Source organism: Haloprofundus salinisoli (genome assembly GCF_020097815.1).
In the GTDB taxonomy this organism is placed as follows: domain Archaea; phylum Halobacteriota; class Halobacteria; order Halobacteriales; family Haloferacaceae; genus Haloprofundus; species Haloprofundus salinisoli.
This window is the reverse complement of the sequence record NZ_CP083663.1, coordinates 2,447,891-2,467,454: the sequence shown is the minus strand read 5'-3', so window position 1 is coordinate 2,467,454 and position 19,564 is coordinate 2,447,891. Positions and strand designations below refer to the sequence as shown.

The window sequence follows — 19,564 nt, the reverse complement described above, 5'->3', positions numbered from 1 at the left end:
CATACGGGCCTCTCGGTCCGGCGACGCCTTCGGTACTCCGATTCGTTCCGACGACCGACAGTGTTTTTCAGACACGGGGCGCAGGCCCTCGTAGTGAACGTACGCGGTCAAATCCTCGCCGTCGACGGTCCCCGAACGGTCGAGACGAAGTACGGCGAGCGCAACGTCGCCGATCTCTCGGTCCGGCCGACGGGTGAGGACGCCGAAGCGCTGCTCGACGGCGACGAGTCGGTGACGGTGACGCTCTGGGGCAAGTGGACCCACACCGCCGAGCACGCCGAGGCGGGGATGGAGCTGCTCCTGACCGAGGCGGAGCCGAACGAATTTCAGGGCGAGGTGAGCTACACGACCGGTTCGGACTCCTACGTCGTGCTCGAACCCGGCTTCCTCGTCAACGTGACCGACATCCGTTCGTGGGTGCAGTGCCCGCGGATGTACTACCTGAACAAGCTCTCGGGTGTTCCCCTCAACTACCCCGTCGTCAAGGGGACCATCGTCCACGAGGTGTTCGGCGACCTCCTTCGGGGGTGTGACCTCGACGACGCCATCGCCGACCGCGTCGCGGAGGCGGGCCTCCAACTCGGCTTGCTCGGCCGCGAGCGCACCGAAGTGGAAGACGAGGTGCGGCGCAACGCCGCCGCCATCGAGGGGTGGCTGGCGCAGGGAACGCTCACCGACGAAGACGAGTGGCGCTCGGAGTACACGCTCATCAGTCCCACCTTCGGCGTGAAGGGTCGCGCCGACGCGCTCCGCCGCGGGTCGCCCGTCGAACTCAAGACGGGGAAGAACCTCAAGCGCGACCCCCGATTCCAAGACAAGATTCAGGCGGCCTGCTACGCGCTGCTGCTCGAAGAGCGCGGCGTCCCCGTCGACACGGGAACGTTGCTCTACACGAAGAACACGGCGCTGGACCGCTCTGAGGAGACCGGCGACCTCTCGCCCGCCAAGGACTTCTCCATCGGGAAAGGCCTGCTCGACTTCGTCGTCCGCACCCGCAACGAGATCGCCGCGATGGAGTACCACGGCGACGTCCCGACGGGGTTCGAGGCGGACGCGAAGTGCCAGTACTGCTTCGAACAGGACACCTGCATGGTCGTCTCCGGCCGCCTCGACCAGCGCTCGAAAGCCGGCCAGATAGGCAAGCCGCTCCCGGACGACGAACTCAATTACTTCCGCCGATTGTACGACGCCATCGAGGAGGAGCGCCGCGAGACGCACGAGGAGTACCGCAAGCTCTGGGAGCAAACCGCGGAAGAACGCGCGGACGACGACAGAGCGGTCATCGGCCTCGAACCGCTGAGTCGCCGTGAGTTACCGAGCGGGCGCTGGGAACTCCGCGCGAGAAAGACCGACGACGCCGTCTCGAAGCTCCGCGAGGGCGACGTGGCGCTCGCCTCCGACGGTGATCCGGTGGCGGGCCACGCCGAACTCTGCCGAATCCAGACGCTCGGCGAGGAGGTCGTCGTCACCACCGACGAACCCGTCGACCTGTGCCGTCTCGACGTCTACCCCTCGGACCTCTCGGTCGACCGAATGCTGACGGCACTGCACGACGCGCTGCTGAAGGGCGACGAAAAGCGAAAAGACGTGCTGTTCGGCCGACGAGTACCCCAGTTCCGCGACGGCAAGACCGAGTACATCGGCAACAACGAGGCGCAGAACGCAGCGGTCAATTTAGCGGTCAACGCCGAGGACTGCGCGCTCGTCCACGGCCCGCCCGGCACGGGGAAGACGTACACCATCGCCCGGACGATTCGTGCGCTAGTCGAACGGGGCGACCGAGTGCTGCTCACCGCCTTTACGAACCGCGCCGTCGACAACGCGCTCGAAGCGTTGCGCGACCAGGGGTTCGAGGATATCATCAGAGTCGGCACCGAAAACGGCGTCCGCGGCGATATGCAGGACCTTCGTCTCGTCCGCGGCGGCGACCCGAACGAGCGCGCGGCGGAGCTCACGCAGGCCTCCGTCGTCGCCGCCACCACGGCCTCCTGCGGCTCTCGCATCCTCCGCGAGCAGGCGTTCGACGTGGCGCTCGTCGACGAGGCGTCGCAGCTCACCGAACCCGGGACGCTCGCGGCGCTCAACCTCGCCGAGCGGTTCGTCCTCGTCGGCGACCACGAGCAACTGCCGCCGGTCGTCCGCGCGGAGAACGACCTCCAGCAGTCGCTGTTCGAGCGTCTCATCGACACCTACCCGGAGGCGTCGGTGATGCTCGACCGGCAGTATCGGATGGCGCAGCGGATTCAGGCGTTCTCCTCGGCCGAGTTCTATGCTGGTCGGTTGCGCCCGGCGACGGGCGAAGTCGCCGCGCAACGACTCTCGGACCTCCCGGGCGTCGACGAGTCCGCGCTCCCGGAGCAACTCCGCGGCGGCGTCTCCTTCGTCGACCCAAGCGGTCGGCGCGAGGGCAACGCCAACCCCGTCGAAGCCGACCGGGTCGCAGAAGTCGTCGAGTCGTTCGTCGCGGCGGGCGTCGACCCCGACGACATCGGCGTCATCGCCCCGTTCCGCGCGCAGGTCGCCGAGCTCACGAAGCGCCTCGACGTGACCGTCGACACCGTCGACCGCTTTCAGGGGTCCAGCGAGGAGGTCATCGTCGTCTCCTTCGTCGCCACCGGCGAGTTGGACGGCCCGTTGTTCGAGGACTACCGCCGGGTGAACGTCGCGCTCACGCGGGCGAAGAAGTCGCTCGTCCTCGTCGGCGACGCCGAGGCGTTGGAGTCCGACGCGTTCTACGCGCGGATGCTCGACTGGGCGCGGTGAGGCGCCGAGCGACACGCACATACTCGCTCGTGAGAATCTCTACCCGTTCGGATACTCTATCGGTCGTGATATCTCACGAACACTTTTTCCGCCGTGCATCCTACTATCAGAGTATGTCGAACGGTTCTGACAACCCGGCGATGACAGACACCGGTGTAACCCAAGAGACCTCAGACCAGGAGACGGGACTGAGCCTCGACATGGTCACCGTCGCCGCCGGGGCCGGGTTCGGCGGGATGGTGGCGATGACGCCGATACTCGTCGTCGGCATCCTCTTGGGGGTGCTCGAACCGTCGGCGTTCGCGGGGCTGGCCGAGATCGTGATGCTCGGCGATAGCTTCCCCATCGGGTCGTTCATCTTCGTCGCCGGTGGGATGACGACGTTGCCGCTGCTGTTCGTCTCGCTGGCGGTGTTCCTCCCCGGAAAGACGCTCGCGCGCCGCGGCGTCTCCTACGCGACCATCGTCTGGACCGGGTTCGCCATCGCGTTCTACTCCCAGCAGACGGGCGCGACGCTGGCGGGTTATCTCGTGCTCACGCTCGTCGCCCACTGGGTGTACGGCTACGTCCTCGGCCTGCTGTACGACCGCTACGCGGCGGTTCCGCAGTACGAAGTCTGAACGGGTCCCCCCGCGATGCGCCGGGAGCGCTCTTTTCTGCGCCTCAGTCGTCGGTTCCGGTGACGTCCGAGCGGAGCCGTTCGATTTCGTCGTCCTCGCCGAGTTCGTCGAGGACGCGCGCGTGGAACTCCCTGAGTACCGCCGACTCGTCCTCGGCGAGCACTACGTCGCTGGCCATCAGCGTGGCGAGGCCGAACGCCCGCGGCGACGGCGAGTACAGTTCGCGGTGGGTCACGCTCACGTCGCCCGTCTGTACCCCCCGAAGCACCTCGGCTATCCCGGCGACGTTGAGTTTGTCCTCGACTATCTCTCGATAGGTCTCCTCTATCACGGCGAACGAGTCGAGATCCCGCGCGAACGACAGCAGCATCTCCGAGGACACCTGCTGCTGGGCGGCGGTCTTCTCGTACCCCTTGTAGCGCTTCAGAATCATCAACGAGCGCGTCGCGTTGATTCGGAAGTAGCGCTTCAGGAGGTCCGTTCCGGTGAGCGCCCGCCGAAGCTCCTCGCGGACGGTTTCGGGGTCCAACGACCGAATCGCGTCCGCCACGTCTACTTTCCGGTTCAGCGGCATCGAGATGCTGAAACCGTTGTCGGCGACGGCGACTTTGACGTTCGCGTTCGAGCGTCGGGCGCAGCGGGCGGCGACGAGCCGCGAGAGGCCGTCGTTGAACTTCCGGCCGTAGTTCGAGTGGACGTAGAAGTTGCGACGGTACTCCTCGCGGTCGAGCACCTCCTCGACGGCGAGCCGGGAGTCGGTGCTCACCGCCTCGGGGCCGCCGTAGCGCACCTGCTCGTCGAACGTCCGCGCGACGGCGCGGACGCTGTTTTCGTCCATCGGGAACTCGCGGAGCCACGTGCGCACGCCGGGTCGACCGCCGCTGGCAAGACGTGAGAGCAGTTCGTCCTGGAACGTCAGAATCTCGCGACCGAGGTCGTACGACAGCGGGAGGCGCTCGGAGAACCACGAGGGGACCGTCGGCCGCGCCGACGTGGGGTCGACGTACACTTTCGACCCGCGGCGGTAGCTGAACTCGAAGTTCGACCCGCCGAGAACGAACACGTCGCCCTTCTCCAGCGTGTCGAGGTAGCTCTCGTCGAGGTTGCCGACCCACTCCTTCGACCCGCGGACGTACACGTCGCAGGTGAACGAGTCCGGAATGGTGCCGATGTTCGTCATGTAGATGACGCGCGCCAACCGCCCGCGCTTGCCGATGAGCGGTTCGCCCACGTCGAACTCCTCGTAGTGGTGCTCACCGTCGGGCGCGTCGTTGGTGTCGCGCCAGATTTTCGCGTAGACGTTCTTCTCTTCCAGTCCCGCGTAGTCGGCGGTGAGGTACGCCATCAGTCGCTCCCACTCGACGTCCGAAAAGTTGCGGTACGGGTACGCCCGTCGGAGCGTCGCCTTCACGTCCGCCTCGCGCTTCACGCCGTTTATCGCCATGCCGTACACGTGCTGGCTCGCCACGTCGTAGGCGTTCTCGGGGACGAACACCCGGTCGACGAACCCCTCCTCGGCTTTCTTGAGCATCACCGCGCACTCGACGAGTTCGTCGCGGTCCAGCGCGATAACGCGGCCCTGCACCGTCTGGCCGAGGCGGTGGCCCGCCCGGCCGATTCGCTGCAGCAGCGAGGCGACGGATTTCGGCGACCCCACCTGCACGACGAGGTCGATGTGCGGCATGTCGATGCCGAGTTCGAGGCTCGTCGACGTGGTGACGACGTCCAACTCGCCCGCTTTCAACTGCCGTTCGATCTCGTGTCGGCGGTCCTTCGAGAGCGACCCGTGGTGGCATCCGGAGTTCGACTCGTCGAACGAGTCGGGGAATCGCTCCCGAAGATTCTGCAACACCCGCTCTGCGCCCGACCGGGTGTTCGTGAACACGAGCGTGTTCGTGTGCGAGTCGACGAGCTCGTGCAGGCGGTCGTAGAACCGAGCCTGCACGACCTCTCTGGGCGTGTCGATGAGGTCGTCGGTCGGACACTCGAGTCGGATGTCGAAGTCGCGGACGAACCGCGTGTCGACGATCTCGTACTCGCGGGTCTCGCCGTTCTCCTCGCCGACGAGGAACTCCGCCATCGTCGACAGCGGTTCGACGGTGGCCGAACAGCCGATGCGCGTCGGCGACGACTCGGCGAGGGTTTCGAGGCGTTCGAGCGACACCGACAGATGCGTTCCGCGCTTGTTCTCGGCGAGGCTGTGAATCTCGTCGACGACGACGTACTCGACGGTCTCCAACTTCTTTTTGAACTTCGGCGAGTTCAGCAGGATGGCGAGCGTCTCCGGCGTCGTGTTGAGGATGTGCGGCGTCTCCTTCAGCATCTTCTGCCGCTCGGCGGAGTCGGTATCGCCGTGGCGGATGGCGTGGCGAATCTCGGTGTCGACGCCCCGGTCGGCCATCCGCTCGGAGATTCCTTCCAGTGGCACCTCCAGATTCCGGTGGATGTCGTTGGCCAGCGACTTCAGCGGCGAGACGTAGAGGCAGTACACCGAGTTCTCCAATCCTCCTGCCCGCTCCCTGTCCCGCCGGAACAGTTCGTTGATGATGGCGGTGAAGGAGGCCAGGGTCTTTCCCGACCCCGTCGGCGCGCAGATGAGCGCGTTCTTTCGCTCGTGGATGAGCGGTACTGCCTCGCGCTGCGGCGGGGTGAAGAAGCCGCCGTTGCCGGGGACGTACTCGCCGAACTCGTCGACCCACCACTCGCGGACCGACGGCTCCAACAGGTCGAGCACCGACTCGTCTTCGATGGTCGCCGTCTCGGGGTCGAAATCGATATCCGACGCCGCCAACAGCTCCCGGCCACTCATTGGTTCTCCTGAGAACCGAGCGGGTAAGTCGGTTGTGCCGTGCGGTCAGCTTATCGACGACGGCGGACTACAGTCTCGCTCCCTGTACTATCATGGTCGATAGTTATAGTCGTAGTTGCAGCTAGATTTCGCGCACCATGAACCGAGAAAACAGAGGGGGAGAGACCGACGACGAACTCGACGAGGGCCGCCGCCGAACGCTGAAAGCGCTCGGCGCGGCCGGAGCGGCCGCCGGCGTCGGCGGGACCGCGGGGTGGAGCGACGTGGCGAGCTCACTCGGCCGCGGCGGCGGGTCCGCAGTTCCCCGACAGCAGACCGACGGCGCGGTACTGGAGGACCGCTACCTCCGAATCGCCCTGCTTGCCGCCCGCGAGGCGGCGGCGATTCACGACGAGCAGTTCGGGCAGATAAAGACGGCCGAGACGAAGGCCCCCAGGCAACTCGTGACGGAGGTCGACACGGAGGCTGAGCAGGCCATCCGGGACACGATCCGGGACGAACTCGGAGACGAGTTCGAGGACGACAACCACGCACTGTTCGGCGAGGAGCAGGGCGGGACGCGCTCGGGCGACTTCGTCTGGATAATCGACCCGCTCGACGGCACCACCAACTACGTGCGCGGCATCCCGCACTTCTGCGTCTCCATCGCCGTCGTCAGGGAGGGCGAACTCCACGCGGGGGTCGTCTACTACTCGCCGCGCGACGAGGTGTACGCCGCCGTCGCCGACGAGGGCGCTATCAAGTTCGAGGACACCGGCGGCGACCCGAGCGAAGTCGAGTCGGTGGTCCCGCTGTCGGTGACGAACGTCTCCACCATCGAGGAGTCGCTCAACTCCGTCGGCTTCTACAGTCCGGCGAGCGCGATTAATCCGCGGTACCTGCTCCTGTTCAGGGAGTTCGTCGCGGAGTCGCTCGGCATCCGGCAGCTGGGCGCGGCGGCCGTCGACATGGTCCTCCTGGCGGAGGGGGCGTTCGACACGTTCTCCGTCTGGGGTCTCAAACCGGTCGACGTCGCCGCCGGGACGCTCATCGTCCGGGAGGCGGGTGGCCGCGTCACCGACTTCCGCGGCGACGACGACGTAGAGCGCATCCTACGGGGTACCGTACTCGCCACGAACGGAGACCTCCACGGGACCGTTCTCGGCCGGTATCGTAACCCGCGGGCGACTCTCGACGATCTGATGCCCGAGAACTGAACGGTCACCGGGAGGCGGCCGACGCCTCTCTCGTTAGACTCGTCGTTCGGGCCGTCGCGCGTCGGCGCCCGAGAGGCCGCGCGAGCGCCCGAACCACTTTCCGGGTGTAGCGCAACCCTCCCGGTATGCACGTCACCTTCCTCGGCACCGGCAGCGCGATGCCGCTGCCCGAGCGCGTCCAGACCGGACTACTCCTCGAACCGAGCGCCGACGGAGACGACGGCGACGGTGAGAGCGCCCAAAGCGGCGACAGACGCCCCCTGCTCGTCGACTGCGGTTCGGGCGTCCTCCACCGCCTCAGTCGGACCGACGTGAGCTACGAGGGCGTCGCCACCGTCCTCCTCACCCACCACCACCTCGACCACGTCTCGGACCTCTTGGCGCTCCTGAAAGCCCGCTGGCTCGCGGGCGAGGAGCACCTCGAAGTCGTCGGGCCGTCGGGGACCAAATCGCTCGTCGACGACCTGCTGACTGCCTTCGACTACCTGGAGGGTCGAGTCGACCTCGCCGTCCGCGAGGTCGCCCCCGGCGAACCGTTCGAGGTCGCCGGCTACTCCGTCGAGGCGCACGAGACGCGCCACTCGATTCCGTGTCTCGCCTATCGCTTCGACGACGCGTTCACCTTCTCGGGCGACTCGGAGGCGTTCGAGGGACTCGCCAGCTTCGCCGACGGCTCCGCCGTCCTCGCCCACGACTGTTCGTTCCCCGACGAGATCGACGTGTCGAACCACCCGACGCCGACGCAGTTGGGCGAGGCGCTGGCCGGGTGCGACATCGACCGGCTCTACCTCACCCACCTCTATCCGCACACCGAGGGCAAGCACCGCGAGATGCTCGACAGCGTCGAGGCGCAGTTCGACGGCGACGTCCGAATCGCCCGCGACGGCCTGCGATTCGAAATCCCTGAATAGCAACCGACGAAACCGCGGGTAGTGAGTCGAAACGACGCCGCGCTGTTCGTCGGCATCGCCGCCGTCTGGGGGACCGCGTTCGTCGCAACCAAGGCGGCGCTCGACTCGTTTCCCCCGGTGACGCTCGCGTCGCTTCGGTTCTCGCTGGCGGCGCTTGCCCTCTTCGTCGTCGTCTTCGCCGCCCGAAAGCGGTGGCTGCCGAACGGTCGCGGCGACTGGCTCCCGATTCTCACCGGCGGCGCGTTCAACATCGGCCTCCACCACGCGCTGCTTTTCGCCGGACAGCAGTACGTCTCCGCCGCCCTCGCCGCGACGCTTCTCGGACTGGTTCCGGTCGCGACGCCGGTGTTCGCGCGTCTCGCGCGGCACGACGACAGCCTCTCGGCGACGGGTGCTATCGGCGTTCTCGTCGGCTTTCTGAGCGTCGTGCTCATGGCGCAGCTGGACCCCGACGACCTGTCGGCGAGCGTCGGCGCGGGACTGGTGCTCGCCTCCGCCATCGCGTGGGTGCTCGGGGCCGTCCTCACCCGCGAGGACGACGCGACGCTCTCGCCCGTCTCGCTGCAGGCGTGGACGCTCCTCGTCGGTGCCGCGCTCCTCTCGCTCGCGACGCTCGTGCTCCCGGGCGAGTCGCTCGCTCCGCTCGCCGTCACGTCGGCGACGCCGGAGGCGCTCGGGTGGCTAGTGTACCTCGCGCTAATTCCCGGCGCGGCGGGCTTCTTCGCCTACTTCCGTCTGCTCGACCGTATCGGCCCGATTCAGGCCGGGTTACTGGAGTACGCCATCCCGCCGTTCGCGGCGCTGTTCGGCTTCGTCGTCCTCCGAGAGACGCTCGACGCGACCACGATTGCGGGTTTCTTCGGCGTCTTCGTCGCCTTCCTCCTCGTGAAATCCGACAGCATCGCGGCGTTGCTCGATCGCCGTCGTGACCGAGCGGAGTCGGTCGACTCGCAGTCGGACTGACGGCTCGGGACGACGGTCTCTCGCCCTGAAACGCCGTAACCGACTTACGCGCCGGCGGCCAATGCTCGATTGCTATGTGCCACCACTTGACGCCCATGGACGAACTGAGCGAACGCGAGCGCCGCGAGTTGCTCGAAGAACACGACGAAGCGGAACTGCGCGAAGAACACACCGCCGACGAGTTGGCTGAACTCGGCCTCGAAGCCTGAGCCCGAGTGTCTGCGCTCGCTCGCCCACCCTGCTTTTTCGGTCACCGCACTCGGAGGATACGCAGCGCCACCGCGTCGTTCTCCGAAGCCGTCACTCCGCCGATACGCGCTCTCCGAAACCGTCACCGACCGTCGATACGCGTCCCCGGCGATTCGCCCGCTAAGAACGGGCCGACGCCATCGGGACCGAACACGTACGCCGGAGCGTCCATCGCCAACAGCGCCCGGACCTTCGCGGCCATCCCGCCCGTGACGTCCGTCGACTCGCTCCCGCCGAGCGCCGCCGCCACGTCCTCGAACGACCGAATCTCGTCGACGACGACCTCGTTCTCGTCGTAGACGCCCGGCACCGTCGAACAGAGGCCGACCCGGTCGGCCCCGAGGCCGTCGGCGAGTCGAACGACGAGCTCGTCGCCGGAGACGACGGTGACGCCGCGGCCCGCGTGGGCGACCACGTCGCCGTGGAGCACCGGGACGAACCCCTCGCCGAGCAGCGTCTCCGTCGAGTCGAGCGGCAGCGAGAGTTCGGCGTCCTCTCCAGCTGCGTCGTCGCTCCCGTGACGCGCCGCCACCGACAGCGGATGGACGGGGAGCGCCGGGACGCCCCGGGACTGCAACCGCGAGACGACGGCCTCGTTCAGCCGCTTCATCGCCGCGTGGATGGCGAGCGCGCCCGCCGCGTCCGAGGTTCCGTCGGTGGTGCTGACACCGTGATTCGCGGCGTGGTGGTGGCCGAAACTTCCGCCACCGTGGACGACGACGAGCGCTTCGAGACCCGAGTCGGCGACGGCGTCGACGGCGGCGTCGAGCGCCTCGTCGTCGACGGTCTCGGGCCTGTCCTTGTCGGTGACGACGCTCCCGCCGAGTTTGAGGACGACCGCCATTCAGGCGTCCTCTCGCTCTCCGCGGAAGTCGACCGCTCGCTCGGCTTCGACGCGGACGCCTTCGGTCGCCAACTCAGCGCGGAACACGTCCTCACACCCCGGAGTGAATCGGAGGCCCGTCTCCGTCTCGGGCGTCGGGTCGAGCGCGACGATACAGCCGCCGCCGCCCGCCCCGGTCAGTTTCGCGCCGTCCGCGCCCGCCATCCGCGCGCCCCACACCATGTTGTCGAGCGAGCGCGAGGAGACGCCGAGCGCCTCCAGCAGGCCGTGGTTGAAGTCCATCAGGTTACCGAGTTCCGCCAGCAACTCGTCGTCCGGGGCGTCCGCGGGGTCGGCGTCGGCCAGCAGTCGCTCGCCTTCGCGGACGATGTCGCCGATGGTCTCGACGGTGTCGGCGGCGAACTCGTAACGTTCCTTCAGTTCGCGGACGCCGGCGACGAGCGCGCCGGTGTCGCCCGCACCGCCGTCGAAGCCGACGACGAACGGGAGGTTCGGCGCGTCGAGCGTCCGGCAGTCGTCGCCCTCGACGCGGACGGCCCCGCCCATCGCCGAGCAGAAGGTGTCCGCCCGCGACGCCTGGCCGTCCTGGACCTCGTACTCGGCCCGATAGGCCCGGTCGGCTATCTCTTCGGCGTCGAGGTCGACGCCGAGCGCGCGCGTCGCCGCGTCGATGCCCGCGACGACGACGGCCGCCGAAGAGCCGAGGCCCGCGCCGAGGGGGATGTCGCTCTCGACGGTGATGTCGAAGCCGACTTCTCGGCTATCGGCGGCGTCGAGCGCCTGTTCGACCGCCGCGTCGATGTAGCCCATCGCCGCCTCGACCAGCGGCGTCGGGACGTTCACGTCCGGGTGGCCGTCGGTCGCACCGGAGTACTCCACGGTGAACCCGTCGAGGCTCAAATCCCGCGCCTCGACGCGGATGCGGTCGTCTTCGCGCGGTTCGACGCTGACTGTCGCCCGGCGTTCGATGGCGCAGGGGACGGCGGGTTCGCCGTAGACGACGGCGTGCTCCCCGAAGAGGTACACCTTGCCCGGGGCGCTCGAAACGGTCATGCGCGAACAGAGAGACAGCGACCGCTTAAGGGTATGCGAATCGGGTCAGGCGTCTGCTGAAGCTCACTCGTAGAGCGGCGTCGGCGCGTGGACGTGCGCGCGAAGCCTTTGTCCGACGAAGCGCCCGACGGGGTGGCCGACACCGAGGTCCCGGAGCGTTGTCCCCAGTGCGCCGTCGCCGACGCGAACTCGTGCACCTCCGACACCGACACGAACCTCGCCGAGGAGGTCGATCGGCGCTTCCGAGAGGACGCCGTTTCGGACGCTGTAACTCGTCGCCCGGACGTCGAGCGGGAGCGCCCGCCCGCCCCGCACCGTCAGCCTGGTCGCCGCGGCACCCTCCGAATCCGCCGTTACTCGCCACCCGTCGTCGGTCTCGGCGACCGAGATATCGGCCACCGTCTTCGGGTAGCCCCAAATCTCTCTCCCGAGCGCTTTCGACGCCTCGGTCGTCACCGGCAACGCGAGAACGAATCCGCCGACTTCGGCTCCGGCCCCGAGATACGGCACTCCTCGCCCGCCGACCGTCCGCCGCGCGACCGGCACGACGACGGCGAACTCCTCGTAGGGGTCGAACCCCTCCACCGAGCGGTAACGAACGCCCGCGAGGGTGACGAGACCCGACCGCGGCGCGACGCGAATCGGGGTCAGTCCCTCGGGAACCGCGGCGCGAAGTCGCTCCCACCGCGCGGTGAACGTCGCGCCCGCGACGTCCGCTTCGCACCGAAGCGGCAGCGAGACGGTCTGTCCGGTCGAGAGCGTCGCCATCTCCTCGTCTCCACGCATACGTTCACGGAGGGACGCCGCGCGCTTGAGCGTTCGCCGTCTCGCGGGCCGCACGAACGTCTTCCCCGGCACGGAACTCACGTGGCCCATGCGACTCACGCCCGACCACGTCCCGTTCGCAGGCGACGACGAGCGCCGAGAACTACTGCCGTTCGCTATCGCCGACCGGACGCCGAAGTCTCGACGGGTCGGTCGGCGTCGTCGACTAACGCTCCGAGTCGGCGAGTCGACGCGAGAGTTCCTCGGCGAGACGCGGGAAGAGCGCCACAGAAAGCACACCGACGACGAAGGCGAAGAGGACAGATTCGAGCGGGAGTGCGAGCTCGCCGGATATCGCCGCGCCGCCGTACCCCGCCAGCCCGAGCGTGGCGTTGAAGTAGAGGAGTCGGAAAACGAGCAGCGACGGCGCGAGCGTCACCCAGCCGGGAACGTCGGAGCCGAGCGGCGTCACCCACCCGCCGCGGATGACCGCCGCCACGACGACCATCGTCAACCACGCGACGAGCGTGGCGGTTCTCGCGCCGAACACGCGAATGTCGCCCAACATGTACACGGCGAGTATCACGGGCAGCGCCGACACCGAGACGTCCGCGAACGCGTAGGCGAGGTCGTCGAGAAACAAGCCGACGCCGTCCTTCTCGACTTTCGAACCGACGCCGTGGCCGGACCAGCCCCAGCGCTTCCGGCTCTCGGCGGTGTCGGTCGTTCGCCCAGGCGGCGGGTCGCTCATATGTTCGGTAGCTGTCGCTATCGGCTTCAACCCGTCGGAAAATGAAGTGAAGTCGCGTCGGCGAAATCGGGGGTCTAGATGCCTTCCTCGAAGTCTTCGAGGGCGTAGACGGTGTCGGTGCCGCGGCGGTCGAGCGTCTCGTTGGCGAGCAGCCAGTAGACGACCGACAGCGCGCGGCGACCTTTGTTGTTCGTCGGGATGACGAGGTCGACGTTCGACAGCTGGTTGTTCGAGTCGCACATCGCGATGACCGGGATGCCGACCGTGATGGCCTCCTTGACGGCCTGCGCGTCACCGATGGGGTCGGTGACGACGACGACGTCCGGCTCGATGTAGCCGCGGTAGTCGGGGTTCGTCAGCGTGCCGGGGATGAAGCGGCCCGTGCGGGCGCGCGCGCCGATGGCGTCGGCGAACTTCTCGGCCGGGAACCGACCGTACTGGCGCGAGGAGGTGACGAGCACCTGCTCGGGGTCGTAGTTCGCCAGGAAGTCCGCGGCCGTGCGGATGCGCTTGTCGGTCTGGCTGACGTCGAGGACGTAGAGACCGTCGTCACGGACGCGGTGGATGAACCGCTCCATGTCTTTGGTCTTCTGCTGGGTCCCGATGTGGACGCCCGCCTGGAGGTAATCCTCCACGGGGATGAGGAGGTCCGCCTCGTCGTCGGGCATGACGTCCTCGTCGAACATCGGGCTGTCGTCGGCTTCTTCGGCCTCGGGGGCCTCGTCGGCTCCCTCGGCGGGCAGGTCGTCGTCCGCCTCGATGTCGGGGTCGACCTCGGGATTGGCACCGGCTTCGCCGGTGGCCTCCTCCTCGATCTCCTCCTCGGCGGTCTCGAGTGCTTCGTTGTCGTTTTCGGTCATACTGCGTCGTCCGCGATGCGGATGAGTTCGTTGAGTTTGGCAGTTCGCTCGCCGCCGACCGCGCCCGTCTTGATGAACGGCGCGGCGGTCGCCACGGCGAGGTGTGCGATGGTCGTGTCCTCCGTCTCACCGGAGCGGTGCGAGATGACGGAGTCGTAGCCGTGCTGGGTCGCCAGTTCGATGGCGTCGAAGGCGTCCGACAGCGTGCCGATCTGGTTCGGCTTGATGAGGATGCTGTTGGCCGCGCCCTCGTCGATACCCGTCTGCAGACGCTCGACGTTGGTGACGAACAGGTCGTCGCCGCAGATGAGCGTCCGGTCGCCGACGCGGTCGGTGAGCTCGGCGAACCCCTCGTAGTCGTTCTCGTCGAGGGGGTCCTCGACGTAGACGAGGTCGTACTCGGAGACGAGGTCGGCGATGTAGTCGATCTGCTCGTCGGTCGAGCGCTCCTTGTCGCCGTAGCGGTAGAGCTCGTCGTCCTCGTCGTACAGCTCCGCGGCGGCCACGTCGAGGCCGAAGCGAATCTCGAAGCCGAGCTCGTCCTCGACGTCGGAGACGGCGTCGTCGACGATCTCGAACGCCTCGCCGTCGTCGATGGCGGGTGCCCACGCACCCTCGTCGCCTTTCGCGGCGGCGATGTCGCGCTCGTCGAGAATCTCGGCGACGCGGGCGTGGACCGCGGCGTTGGCGAAGACGGCTTCGTCGATACTCGGTGCGCCGACGGGCGCGGAGAGGAACTCCTGGATGTGGGTCGCTTTGGCGGCGTGTTCGCCGCCGCCGACGACGTTGCCGAGCGGCGTCGGGAACTCCTCGCCGCGGAACGCGCCGCCGAGGTGCTGGTACAGCGGCGCGCCGAGTACGTCTGCGCCGGCTTTCGCGGCCGCCATCGAGATGGCGACGGCGCTGTTGGCACCGATCTCCGAGAAGTTCTCGGTGCCGTCGGCGGCGCGAAGTGCGTTGTCGACTTCGCGCTGGTTACCTGCGTACACCTCGCCGATGAGTCGCGGGATAGCGCGTTCGCGCGCCGCCGCGATGGACTCGCTCGGCGGCAGTTCGATGGCCTCGTACTCCCCGGTCGACGCGCCGCTGGGGGCGGCCGCGCGGCCGAAGCCGCCGGACTCGGTGAGCACGTCGGCCTCGACGGTCGGGTTGCCCCGCGAGTCGAGCACGCGGCGGAGTCGAACGTCGGTGACGAGCGTCATCACTTACCCTCCCGCCGGACGGTGAACGGAAGCACGCCGGCGTCGTACTCCTCGGCCGCGATGAGGATCGGTTCGGTCTGTTTCGATTCGACGAGAACCGGCGCACCGTAGCTGATCTGCAGCGCTCGTGCGCCGAGGATGCGCGCCTTCTCGTACCGATTGTAGTGTTGCATCATTGGTACGGAGCCACCACGTCGACGAGGTCTTTGTGCGAAACCATCATCCGTCGGCAGCACGCCCGCTCGACGCCGAGTTCGTCGAGAACTTCGGCGGGGTCTTCGTCACCCTCGCGGGCGCGTGCTTTGAACTCTTCCCAGTGTTCGGCGACGACGTTGCCGCACGTGAAACACCGGACGGGTATCATCATGGTTGGGTCACCTCAGCGGTAGGACTTCTGGTAGCGAGCGCGAGCGCCCGGACCGCCCCATTTCTTGGACTCGGACTGCCGGACGTCGTTGACGAGCAGCGACCGGTCGAACTCCATGTACGCGTCGCGGAGTTCGGCGTCGTTGAAGTACTGCACCAGCCCGCGGGCGATGGCGGTGCGGGTGGCGTCCGCCTGCCCGCTGAAGCCGCCGCCGTTGACGCGCACGTCGATGTCGACGTCGTCGCGGAGCTCGTCGCCGGCGATGCGGAACGGTTCCAACATCTTCAGGCGCGCGACCTCGGGGTCGACCAGTTCGACGGGCCGGGAGTTGATTCGTACGCGACCCTCGCCCTCGCGCACGGTGGCGCGGGCGACGGCCGTCTTCTTCTTACCGCTCGTGTTGGTTACCATGTGACGTTAGCACCCAGTTTTTCGGAGATCTCTCCGAGGGAGATGAACTTGATGTTCGAGAGTCGGTCCAGCGACGTGCCGTCGAGCACTTCGCCGTCCTCGTCGTACGGGTTGTCGAGGTAGACGCGGACGTTCTCGAACGCTTCGCGGCCGCGTGGCGTCTTGTACGGGAGCATGCCGCGGATGGCGCGCTTGAAGATCCGGTCGGGGCGCTTCGGGTAGTACGGACCGCGGTCGGAGCCGACCTCCGAGCGCTTCCGGTAGACGCCCATCACGTCCTCGTCGCTGCCGGTGATGACCGCGCGCTCGGCGTTGATGACCGCGACGCGCTCGCCGTCGAGCGCGCGCTGGGCCACCTCGCTGGCGACGCGGCCCATGATGCAGTCGCGGGCGTCGACGATCACGTCGGCTTCGAACTCGGCGTAACTCATCGAATCACCCGGACGTTGGATCCTTCGGGGTTCTGTTCTGCGACTTGTTCAAGCGTCAGCACGTCACCGACCTGCTCGATCTTCTTGCGGGCGGTGCCCGAGAAGTCGACGGCTGCGACGGTGACGTTTTTCTGCAGCACACCACTCCCCAGCACCTTGCCGGGGACGACCACGGTTTCGTCTTCCTGCGCGTACCGCTCGATGCGGCCGAGGTTGACCTCCGCGTGGGTGCGCCGGGGCTTTTCGAGGCGGTCTGCGACGTCACGCCAGACTGCGGCGTCTGAGTCGCGCGAAACCGCCTTTAGCTCGGCGATGAGACTCGTGAGTCTCGGATTCGTCTTGCTACTCATGATGAAGTAACCTCCTGAGAAGGGGAGTGCAGGGAGCAGGATTTGAACCTGCGGACTCCTATGAGACAGCGCCCTGAACGCTGCGCCGTTGGCCAAACTTGGCTATCCCTGCACGCGATTTGGTGTTCTCTCCGCCCCTTCAAACCACTTTCGGTCCGACACGCCGCCGACCCGGAGGTCGTCGTCGCGTCTGCCGACAGCACCGCCGTTCGTCGGGCCTCCGAGACGCCACCGGAGCAGTGGCGTCGCCGAAGCGGCCGAAGCGAACGTCGGTGCGTGGCTGAGGGGGTCATCTGTACTGTGTTGCGTTAGACTGCGACTGCGTCTTCGAGTTCCGCCGCGCGCCGGTCGATGGAGTCGATGGCGCGAAGCAGTAGTTCGTCGGCGCTGAACGAGCCGTCCGTCTCCACGTGGAAGACGAACGCGCCGGGGACGTCCGTCACCTCGACTTCCTTGCCGGGGTAGCGGTTGGTGAGGTCGTTGTCGAACTCGTCGGTGGCGACGAGCTCGCCCTCCTCCGTCTCGATGACGCCCCGGAGGATGTTCGGCTCCGCCTCGTCGAACTCGCCGGCGTCGCCGACGACCGCCACCCGCTGGAGGTGTCGGTAGCCGACGGCCACGCCGCCCTGGTGTTTGGCGTGTGACTTGCCGGTGTCGAGAGCCGCGTCGGCCTCGAACTCGAGGCGCTGGCCCTCTTTCAGTTCGATGATGGGGATGTTCTCGTCGGCGGGCTTGACCAGCTCGTCGCTGGTCTCGATGTCGCCGGAGTACGCCGTCGCCGGACCTTCGACGTCGAGCGCCAGCGTCACTTCGTCGCCGACCTCGAAGTCGTCGAGGGGCGTCGTCAGCGGCACGAGGCCCAGTCGAAGCCCGATCATCTCGTCGAACATCACCGAGGAGTTCTCGACGAACCGGACGGTGTCGATGGACAACGTCGGGACGTCGGTGATCATCGCACGGCGGATGCCGTTCGCTATCGCGGGCGTCAGCCCGCGGACGACGAACCTCGCCGACCGTTCTTCGCGTTCGATGAACTCGACCTCGAACTCGTCTGCCATCGTTTTCAGAACCTACGGTTTTTGGGAGCGCGCGTGCCGTCGTGCGGAATCGGCGTCACGTCTTCGATGCGGCCGATTTCGAGTCCGGCACGGGCGAGCGCTCGGATAGTTGCCTGTGCGCCGGGGCCGGGGGACTTGTTGAGGTTCCCGCCGGGACCGCGAACGCGGACGTGGACGCCGTCGATGCCCGCCGCCTTGACCTCCTCGGCCACGACTTCGGCCATCTGCATCGCCGCGTACGGCGACGCTTCGTCGCGGTTCTGCTTCACGACGGTCCCACCGCTGGATTTGGCGATGGTCTCGGCACCGGTCTGGTCGGTGATGGTGATGAGCGTGTTGTTGAACGATGCGTACACGTGGGCGATGCCCCACGTCTCTTCACTGGTTTCGCTCATTCTTGACCCTCCGCGCGCTCAGGATGTAGTTCGTCCGCAAGCGGCGAGTTCTCCTCGAAGCTCACGGTGGACTCCTCGTCGACCTCGACCTTCTTCGAGGGGACGGTGATCCGTGCGCCCTCGACGGTGACGTGGCCGTGGGTGATGAACTGCCGCGCCTGCTTCGGCGTGTTGCCGAGGCCTTTGCGGTAGGCGACCGTCTGGAGACGGCGTTCGAGCAGGTCGGTGACGTCGAGCGAGAGAATCTCGCTGATGTCGTCGGAGTCGTTCAGGATGCCGAGTCGGCGCAGGCGGTTGAGGAACTCCGCGCCCTCGCGGCCGGCTTCGTCGATGTCTCCCTGCGCGTTGCCGAGGAGGCGTCGCGCCTCGCGGCGGAACGAGCGCAGTTCCGACTGCGCGCGCCACAGCTCTTCTTTGTTCTTCAGCCCGTAGCGGCCGAGCAGGTCGCCCTCGCGGGCGATGCGTTCGCCCTGGTACGGGTGGTTCGGCGTCTCGTAGGACTTGGTGTTTTTGCCGGTACTCATTCTTCGTCACCGCCCTCGTCTGCTTCCGCTTCCTCGCGGATAGCTTCGACGTTGACGCCGATGGTTCCCTCGGTGCGGCCGGTGGACTTCGTCCGCTGGCCGCGGACCTTCTGGCCGCGCTGGTGCCGGATGCCCTTGTAGGAGTTTATCATCTGCATCCGGTTGATGTCGTGGCGGCGTTTCTGTTGCAGGTCGTTACCGATTCGGTGCGTCGTCTCACCGGTGTAGAAATCGTTCTGCCGGTTAGTGAGCCACGGGGGGACCTCGTCGGCGAGGTTCTCGACGGCCGAAACGACGGCGTCGATGTCCTCCTCGTCGAGGCGACCGAACGTCGCGGTTCGGTCGACACCCGCGGTCTCGGCGACGATGCGCGCGGTGCGCTTGCCGATACCGTTCATCTCTGTCAGGCTCCGCTCGACCGTCTTCGTCCCGTCGAGGTCCGTCTGCCCGATGCGGACGAAGTATCGGAGGTTCTCCTCCTCCTCTTCGGTCGAGCCGTCCTGTGGTTCTTCTGCACTCATGGTGGAAAGTGGGTGAGCGTTGCGGCGGGGATTCGAACCCCGGAGGCATGACGCCACTGAGTTAGCAACCCAGCGCCTTGGGCCACTTGGCTACCGCAACCCTGTGTCTGTCGTATCGTCGCCCGTCTGGACTCGGGACGCCGTGCCCCTACAGTGACTACATTCGGAGTAATCCGTGGACGGTACTTAAACGTCACGAAAGGTCCGGGAACGTGGGTTCCGATGACATACCGCGTCGCGCGAACGCGGCGTTCGCGGTGGTCCCCGAAACCGGCCGCTCAGAGACCCAAAATCTCGCGCGCCTGCGCGGGCGTCGCCACCGGGCGACAAGTTCGTCGGCGGTGCGAACCGCCCGCTCGCCGCTGTTGCGGCGTGTCTGGGTGGACGATGCTTACTCCAACCCCTCGCTCACCTCATTACCCTGTCGCCTACTCGCCCCCGCCGTCCTGGTCGCGGCTTCGTGATAGAGAGACCCGCCTCGGTGACGAACGCCCCCGATCGGGCGTTCGGACGCCCGACCG

Annotated in this window: 21 protein-coding genes and 2 tRNA genes; 5 read left to right on the top strand and 18 right to left on the bottom strand. The window is 67.2% G+C overall.

Annotation, left to right across the window (positions count from 1 at the left end):
- The first annotated feature begins 93 nt into the window (after positions 1-93).
- Both LAQ73_RS13045 and LAQ73_RS13040 read left to right on the top strand, forming a co-directional pair.
- Positions 94-2,763, top strand: coding sequence for an AAA domain-containing protein (locus tag LAQ73_RS13045; RefSeq protein WP_224268709.1), 2,670 nt, complete (start codon positions 94-96; stop codon positions 2,761-2,763).
- Positions 2,764-2,876: 113 nt separating this feature from the next.
- The gene (locus tag LAQ73_RS13040) at positions 2,877-3,383 is read left to right on the top strand and encodes a DUF6789 family protein (RefSeq protein WP_224268708.1); all 507 of its coding nucleotides are present in this window, start codon (positions 2,877-2,879) and stop codon (positions 3,381-3,383) included.
- A gap of 43 nt (positions 3,384-3,426) precedes the next feature.
- Here LAQ73_RS13040 and LAQ73_RS13035 read toward each other — a convergent pair whose 3' ends face one another.
- The gene (locus tag LAQ73_RS13035) at positions 3,427-6,192 is read right to left on the bottom strand and encodes an ATP-dependent helicase (protein ID WP_224268707.1); all 2,766 of its coding nucleotides are present in this window, start codon (positions 6,190-6,192) and stop codon (positions 3,427-3,429) included.
- Between the two features lie 137 nt (positions 6,193-6,329).
- Here LAQ73_RS13035 and LAQ73_RS13030 point away from each other — a divergent pair, with 137 nt between their 5' ends.
- The 3 genes from LAQ73_RS13030 to LAQ73_RS13020 all read left to right on the top strand — a co-directional run bounded on the left by LAQ73_RS13030 (position 6,330) and on the right by LAQ73_RS13020 (position 9,262).
- Positions 6,330-7,388: an inositol monophosphatase family protein gene (locus LAQ73_RS13030; protein ID WP_224268706.1), complete on the top strand. Its 1,059-nt coding sequence runs from the start codon at positions 6,330-6,332 to the stop codon at positions 7,386-7,388.
- A 125-nt stretch (positions 7,389-7,513) separates the two neighbouring features.
- Entirely contained in the window at positions 7,514-8,299 is a 786-nt protein-coding gene (locus LAQ73_RS13025; RefSeq protein ID WP_224268705.1) for an MBL fold metallo-hydrolase, read from the top strand.
- A gap of 21 nt (positions 8,300-8,320) precedes the next feature.
- Positions 8,321-9,262, top strand: a complete 942-nt coding sequence (locus LAQ73_RS13020) for a DMT family transporter (protein WP_224268704.1) — start codon at positions 8,321-8,323, stop codon at positions 9,260-9,262.
- Between the two features lie 331 nt (positions 9,263-9,593).
- Here LAQ73_RS13020 and LAQ73_RS13015 read toward each other — a convergent pair whose 3' ends face one another.
- The 17 genes from LAQ73_RS13015 to LAQ73_RS12935 form a co-directional block, all read right to left on the bottom strand.
- Entirely contained in the window at positions 9,594-10,355 is a 762-nt protein-coding gene (locus tag LAQ73_RS13015) for an isopentenyl phosphate kinase (protein ID WP_224268703.1), read from the bottom strand.
- Positions 10,356-11,408: a mevalonate kinase gene (mvk, locus tag LAQ73_RS13010; RefSeq protein ID WP_224268702.1), complete on the bottom strand. Its 1,053-nt coding sequence runs from the start codon at positions 11,406-11,408 to the stop codon at positions 10,356-10,358.
- A gap of 63 nt (positions 11,409-11,471) precedes the next feature.
- Positions 11,472-12,194, bottom strand: coding sequence for an acetoacetate decarboxylase family protein (locus tag LAQ73_RS13005; RefSeq protein ID WP_224268701.1), 723 nt, complete (start codon positions 12,192-12,194; stop codon positions 11,472-11,474).
- Between the two features lie 205 nt (positions 12,195-12,399).
- Complete coding sequence (locus tag LAQ73_RS13000) at positions 12,400-12,924, bottom strand: DUF8215 family protein (protein WP_224268700.1); 525 nt, start codon at positions 12,922-12,924, stop codon at positions 12,400-12,402.
- 74 nt (positions 12,925-12,998) lie between these two features.
- The gene (gene rpsB / locus LAQ73_RS12995) at positions 12,999-13,784 is read right to left on the bottom strand and encodes a 30S ribosomal protein S2 (protein ID WP_224268699.1); all 786 of its coding nucleotides are present in this window, start codon (positions 13,782-13,784) and stop codon (positions 12,999-13,001) included.
- Positions 13,781-14,986: a phosphopyruvate hydratase gene (gene eno, locus LAQ73_RS12990; RefSeq protein WP_224268698.1), complete on the bottom strand. Its 1,206-nt coding sequence runs from the start codon at positions 14,984-14,986 to the stop codon at positions 13,781-13,783. Before eno ends, rpsB begins: the two co-directional genes overlap by 4 nt.
- Entirely contained in the window at positions 14,986-15,162 is a 177-nt protein-coding gene (locus LAQ73_RS12985) for a DNA-directed RNA polymerase subunit K (RefSeq protein ID WP_224268697.1), read from the bottom strand. Before LAQ73_RS12985 ends, eno begins: the two co-directional genes overlap by 1 nt.
- Entirely contained in the window at positions 15,159-15,353 is a 195-nt protein-coding gene (locus LAQ73_RS12980; protein WP_058582900.1) for a DNA-directed RNA polymerase subunit N, read from the bottom strand. Before LAQ73_RS12980 ends, LAQ73_RS12985 begins: the two co-directional genes overlap by 4 nt.
- A 12-nt stretch (positions 15,354-15,365) precedes the next feature.
- Positions 15,366-15,764 carry a 30S ribosomal protein S9 gene (locus tag LAQ73_RS12975; protein ID WP_224268696.1) on the bottom strand — a complete coding sequence of 133 codons (399 nt, stop codon included), beginning with the start codon at positions 15,762-15,764 and terminating at the stop codon, positions 15,366-15,368.
- Complete coding sequence (locus tag LAQ73_RS12970) at positions 15,758-16,195, bottom strand: 50S ribosomal protein L13 (protein ID WP_224268695.1); 438 nt, start codon at positions 16,193-16,195, stop codon at positions 15,758-15,760. The genes LAQ73_RS12975 and LAQ73_RS12970 overlap by 7 nt, the downstream gene beginning before the upstream one ends.
- Entirely contained in the window at positions 16,192-16,545 is a 354-nt protein-coding gene (locus LAQ73_RS12965) for a 50S ribosomal protein L18e (RefSeq protein WP_224268694.1), read from the bottom strand. Before LAQ73_RS12965 ends, LAQ73_RS12970 begins: the two co-directional genes overlap by 4 nt.
- Before the next feature lie 27 nt (positions 16,546-16,572).
- Positions 16,573-16,657, bottom strand: a tRNA-Leu gene (locus LAQ73_RS12960).
- Between the two features lie 196 nt (positions 16,658-16,853).
- The gene (locus tag LAQ73_RS12955) at positions 16,854-17,603 is read right to left on the bottom strand and encodes a DNA-directed RNA polymerase subunit D (protein WP_224268693.1); all 750 of its coding nucleotides are present in this window, start codon (positions 17,601-17,603) and stop codon (positions 16,854-16,856) included.
- Positions 17,604-17,608: 5 nt separating this feature from the next.
- The gene (locus LAQ73_RS12950) at positions 17,609-17,998 is read right to left on the bottom strand and encodes a 30S ribosomal protein S11 (RefSeq protein WP_058582895.1); all 390 of its coding nucleotides are present in this window, start codon (positions 17,996-17,998) and stop codon (positions 17,609-17,611) included.
- Entirely contained in the window at positions 17,995-18,522 is a 528-nt protein-coding gene (locus LAQ73_RS12945; RefSeq protein ID WP_224268692.1) for a 30S ribosomal protein S4, read from the bottom strand. The genes LAQ73_RS12950 and LAQ73_RS12945 overlap by 4 nt, the downstream gene beginning before the upstream one ends.
- The gene (locus tag LAQ73_RS12940) at positions 18,519-19,043 is read right to left on the bottom strand and encodes a 30S ribosomal protein S13 (protein ID WP_224268691.1); all 525 of its coding nucleotides are present in this window, start codon (positions 19,041-19,043) and stop codon (positions 18,519-18,521) included. The genes LAQ73_RS12945 and LAQ73_RS12940 overlap by 4 nt, the downstream gene beginning before the upstream one ends.
- A 17-nt stretch (positions 19,044-19,060) precedes the next feature.
- Positions 19,061-19,143: transfer RNA gene (locus LAQ73_RS12935), tRNA-Ser, on the bottom strand.
- Positions 19,144-19,564 lie beyond the last annotated feature (421 nt).

Bases quoted from the DNA above. Each gene is read 5' to 3' on its own strand.
- LAQ73_RS12985 (WP_224268697.1), bottom strand. From the start codon at position 15,162: ATGATGCAACACTACAATCGGTACGAGAAGGCGCGCATCCTCGGCGCA.
- LAQ73_RS13030 (WP_224268706.1), top strand. From the start codon at position 6,330: ATGAACCGAGAAAACAGAGGGGGAGAGACCGACGACGAACTCGACGAG.
- LAQ73_RS12950 (WP_058582895.1), bottom strand. From the start codon at position 17,998: ATGAGCGAAACCAGTGAAGAGACGTGGGGCATCGCCCACGTGTACGCA.
- LAQ73_RS13025 (WP_224268705.1), top strand. From the start codon at position 7,514: ATGCACGTCACCTTCCTCGGCACCGGCAGCGCGATGCCGCTGCCCGAG.
- mvk (WP_224268702.1), bottom strand. From the start codon at position 11,408: ATGACCGTTTCGAGCGCCCCGGGCAAGGTGTACCTCTTCGGGGAGCAC.
- rpsB (WP_224268699.1), bottom strand. From the start codon at position 13,784: ATGACCGAAAACGACAACGAAGCACTCGAGACCGCCGAGGAGGAGATC.
- LAQ73_RS12955 (WP_224268693.1), bottom strand. From the start codon at position 17,603: ATGGCAGACGAGTTCGAGGTCGAGTTCATCGAACGCGAAGAACGGTCG.
- LAQ73_RS13040 (WP_224268708.1), top strand. From the start codon at position 2,877: ATGTCGAACGGTTCTGACAACCCGGCGATGACAGACACCGGTGTAACC.
- eno (WP_224268698.1), bottom strand. From the start codon at position 14,986: ATGACGCTCGTCACCGACGTTCGACTCCGCCGCGTGCTCGACTCGCGG.
- LAQ73_RS13000 (WP_224268700.1), bottom strand. From the start codon at position 12,924: ATGAGCGACCCGCCGCCTGGGCGAACGACCGACACCGCCGAGAGCCGG.
- LAQ73_RS12940 (WP_224268691.1), bottom strand. From the start codon at position 19,043: ATGAGTGCAGAAGAACCACAGGACGGCTCGACCGAAGAGGAGGAGGAG.
- LAQ73_RS12965 (WP_224268694.1), bottom strand. From the start codon at position 16,545: ATGAGTAGCAAGACGAATCCGAGACTCACGAGTCTCATCGCCGAGCTA.
- LAQ73_RS12970 (WP_224268695.1), bottom strand. From the start codon at position 16,195: ATGAGTTACGCCGAGTTCGAAGCCGACGTGATCGTCGACGCCCGCGAC.
- LAQ73_RS13005 (WP_224268701.1), bottom strand. From the start codon at position 12,194: ATGCGTGGAGACGAGGAGATGGCGACGCTCTCGACCGGACAGACCGTC.
- LAQ73_RS13035 (WP_224268707.1), bottom strand. From the start codon at position 6,192: ATGAGTGGCCGGGAGCTGTTGGCGGCGTCGGATATCGATTTCGACCCC.
- LAQ73_RS12980 (WP_058582900.1), bottom strand. From the start codon at position 15,353: ATGATGATACCCGTCCGGTGTTTCACGTGCGGCAACGTCGTCGCCGAA.
- LAQ73_RS12975 (WP_224268696.1), bottom strand. From the start codon at position 15,764: ATGGTAACCAACACGAGCGGTAAGAAGAAGACGGCCGTCGCCCGCGCC.
- LAQ73_RS12945 (WP_224268692.1), bottom strand. From the start codon at position 18,522: ATGAGTACCGGCAAAAACACCAAGTCCTACGAGACGCCGAACCACCCG.
- LAQ73_RS13015 (WP_224268703.1), bottom strand. From the start codon at position 10,355: ATGGCGGTCGTCCTCAAACTCGGCGGGAGCGTCGTCACCGACAAGGAC.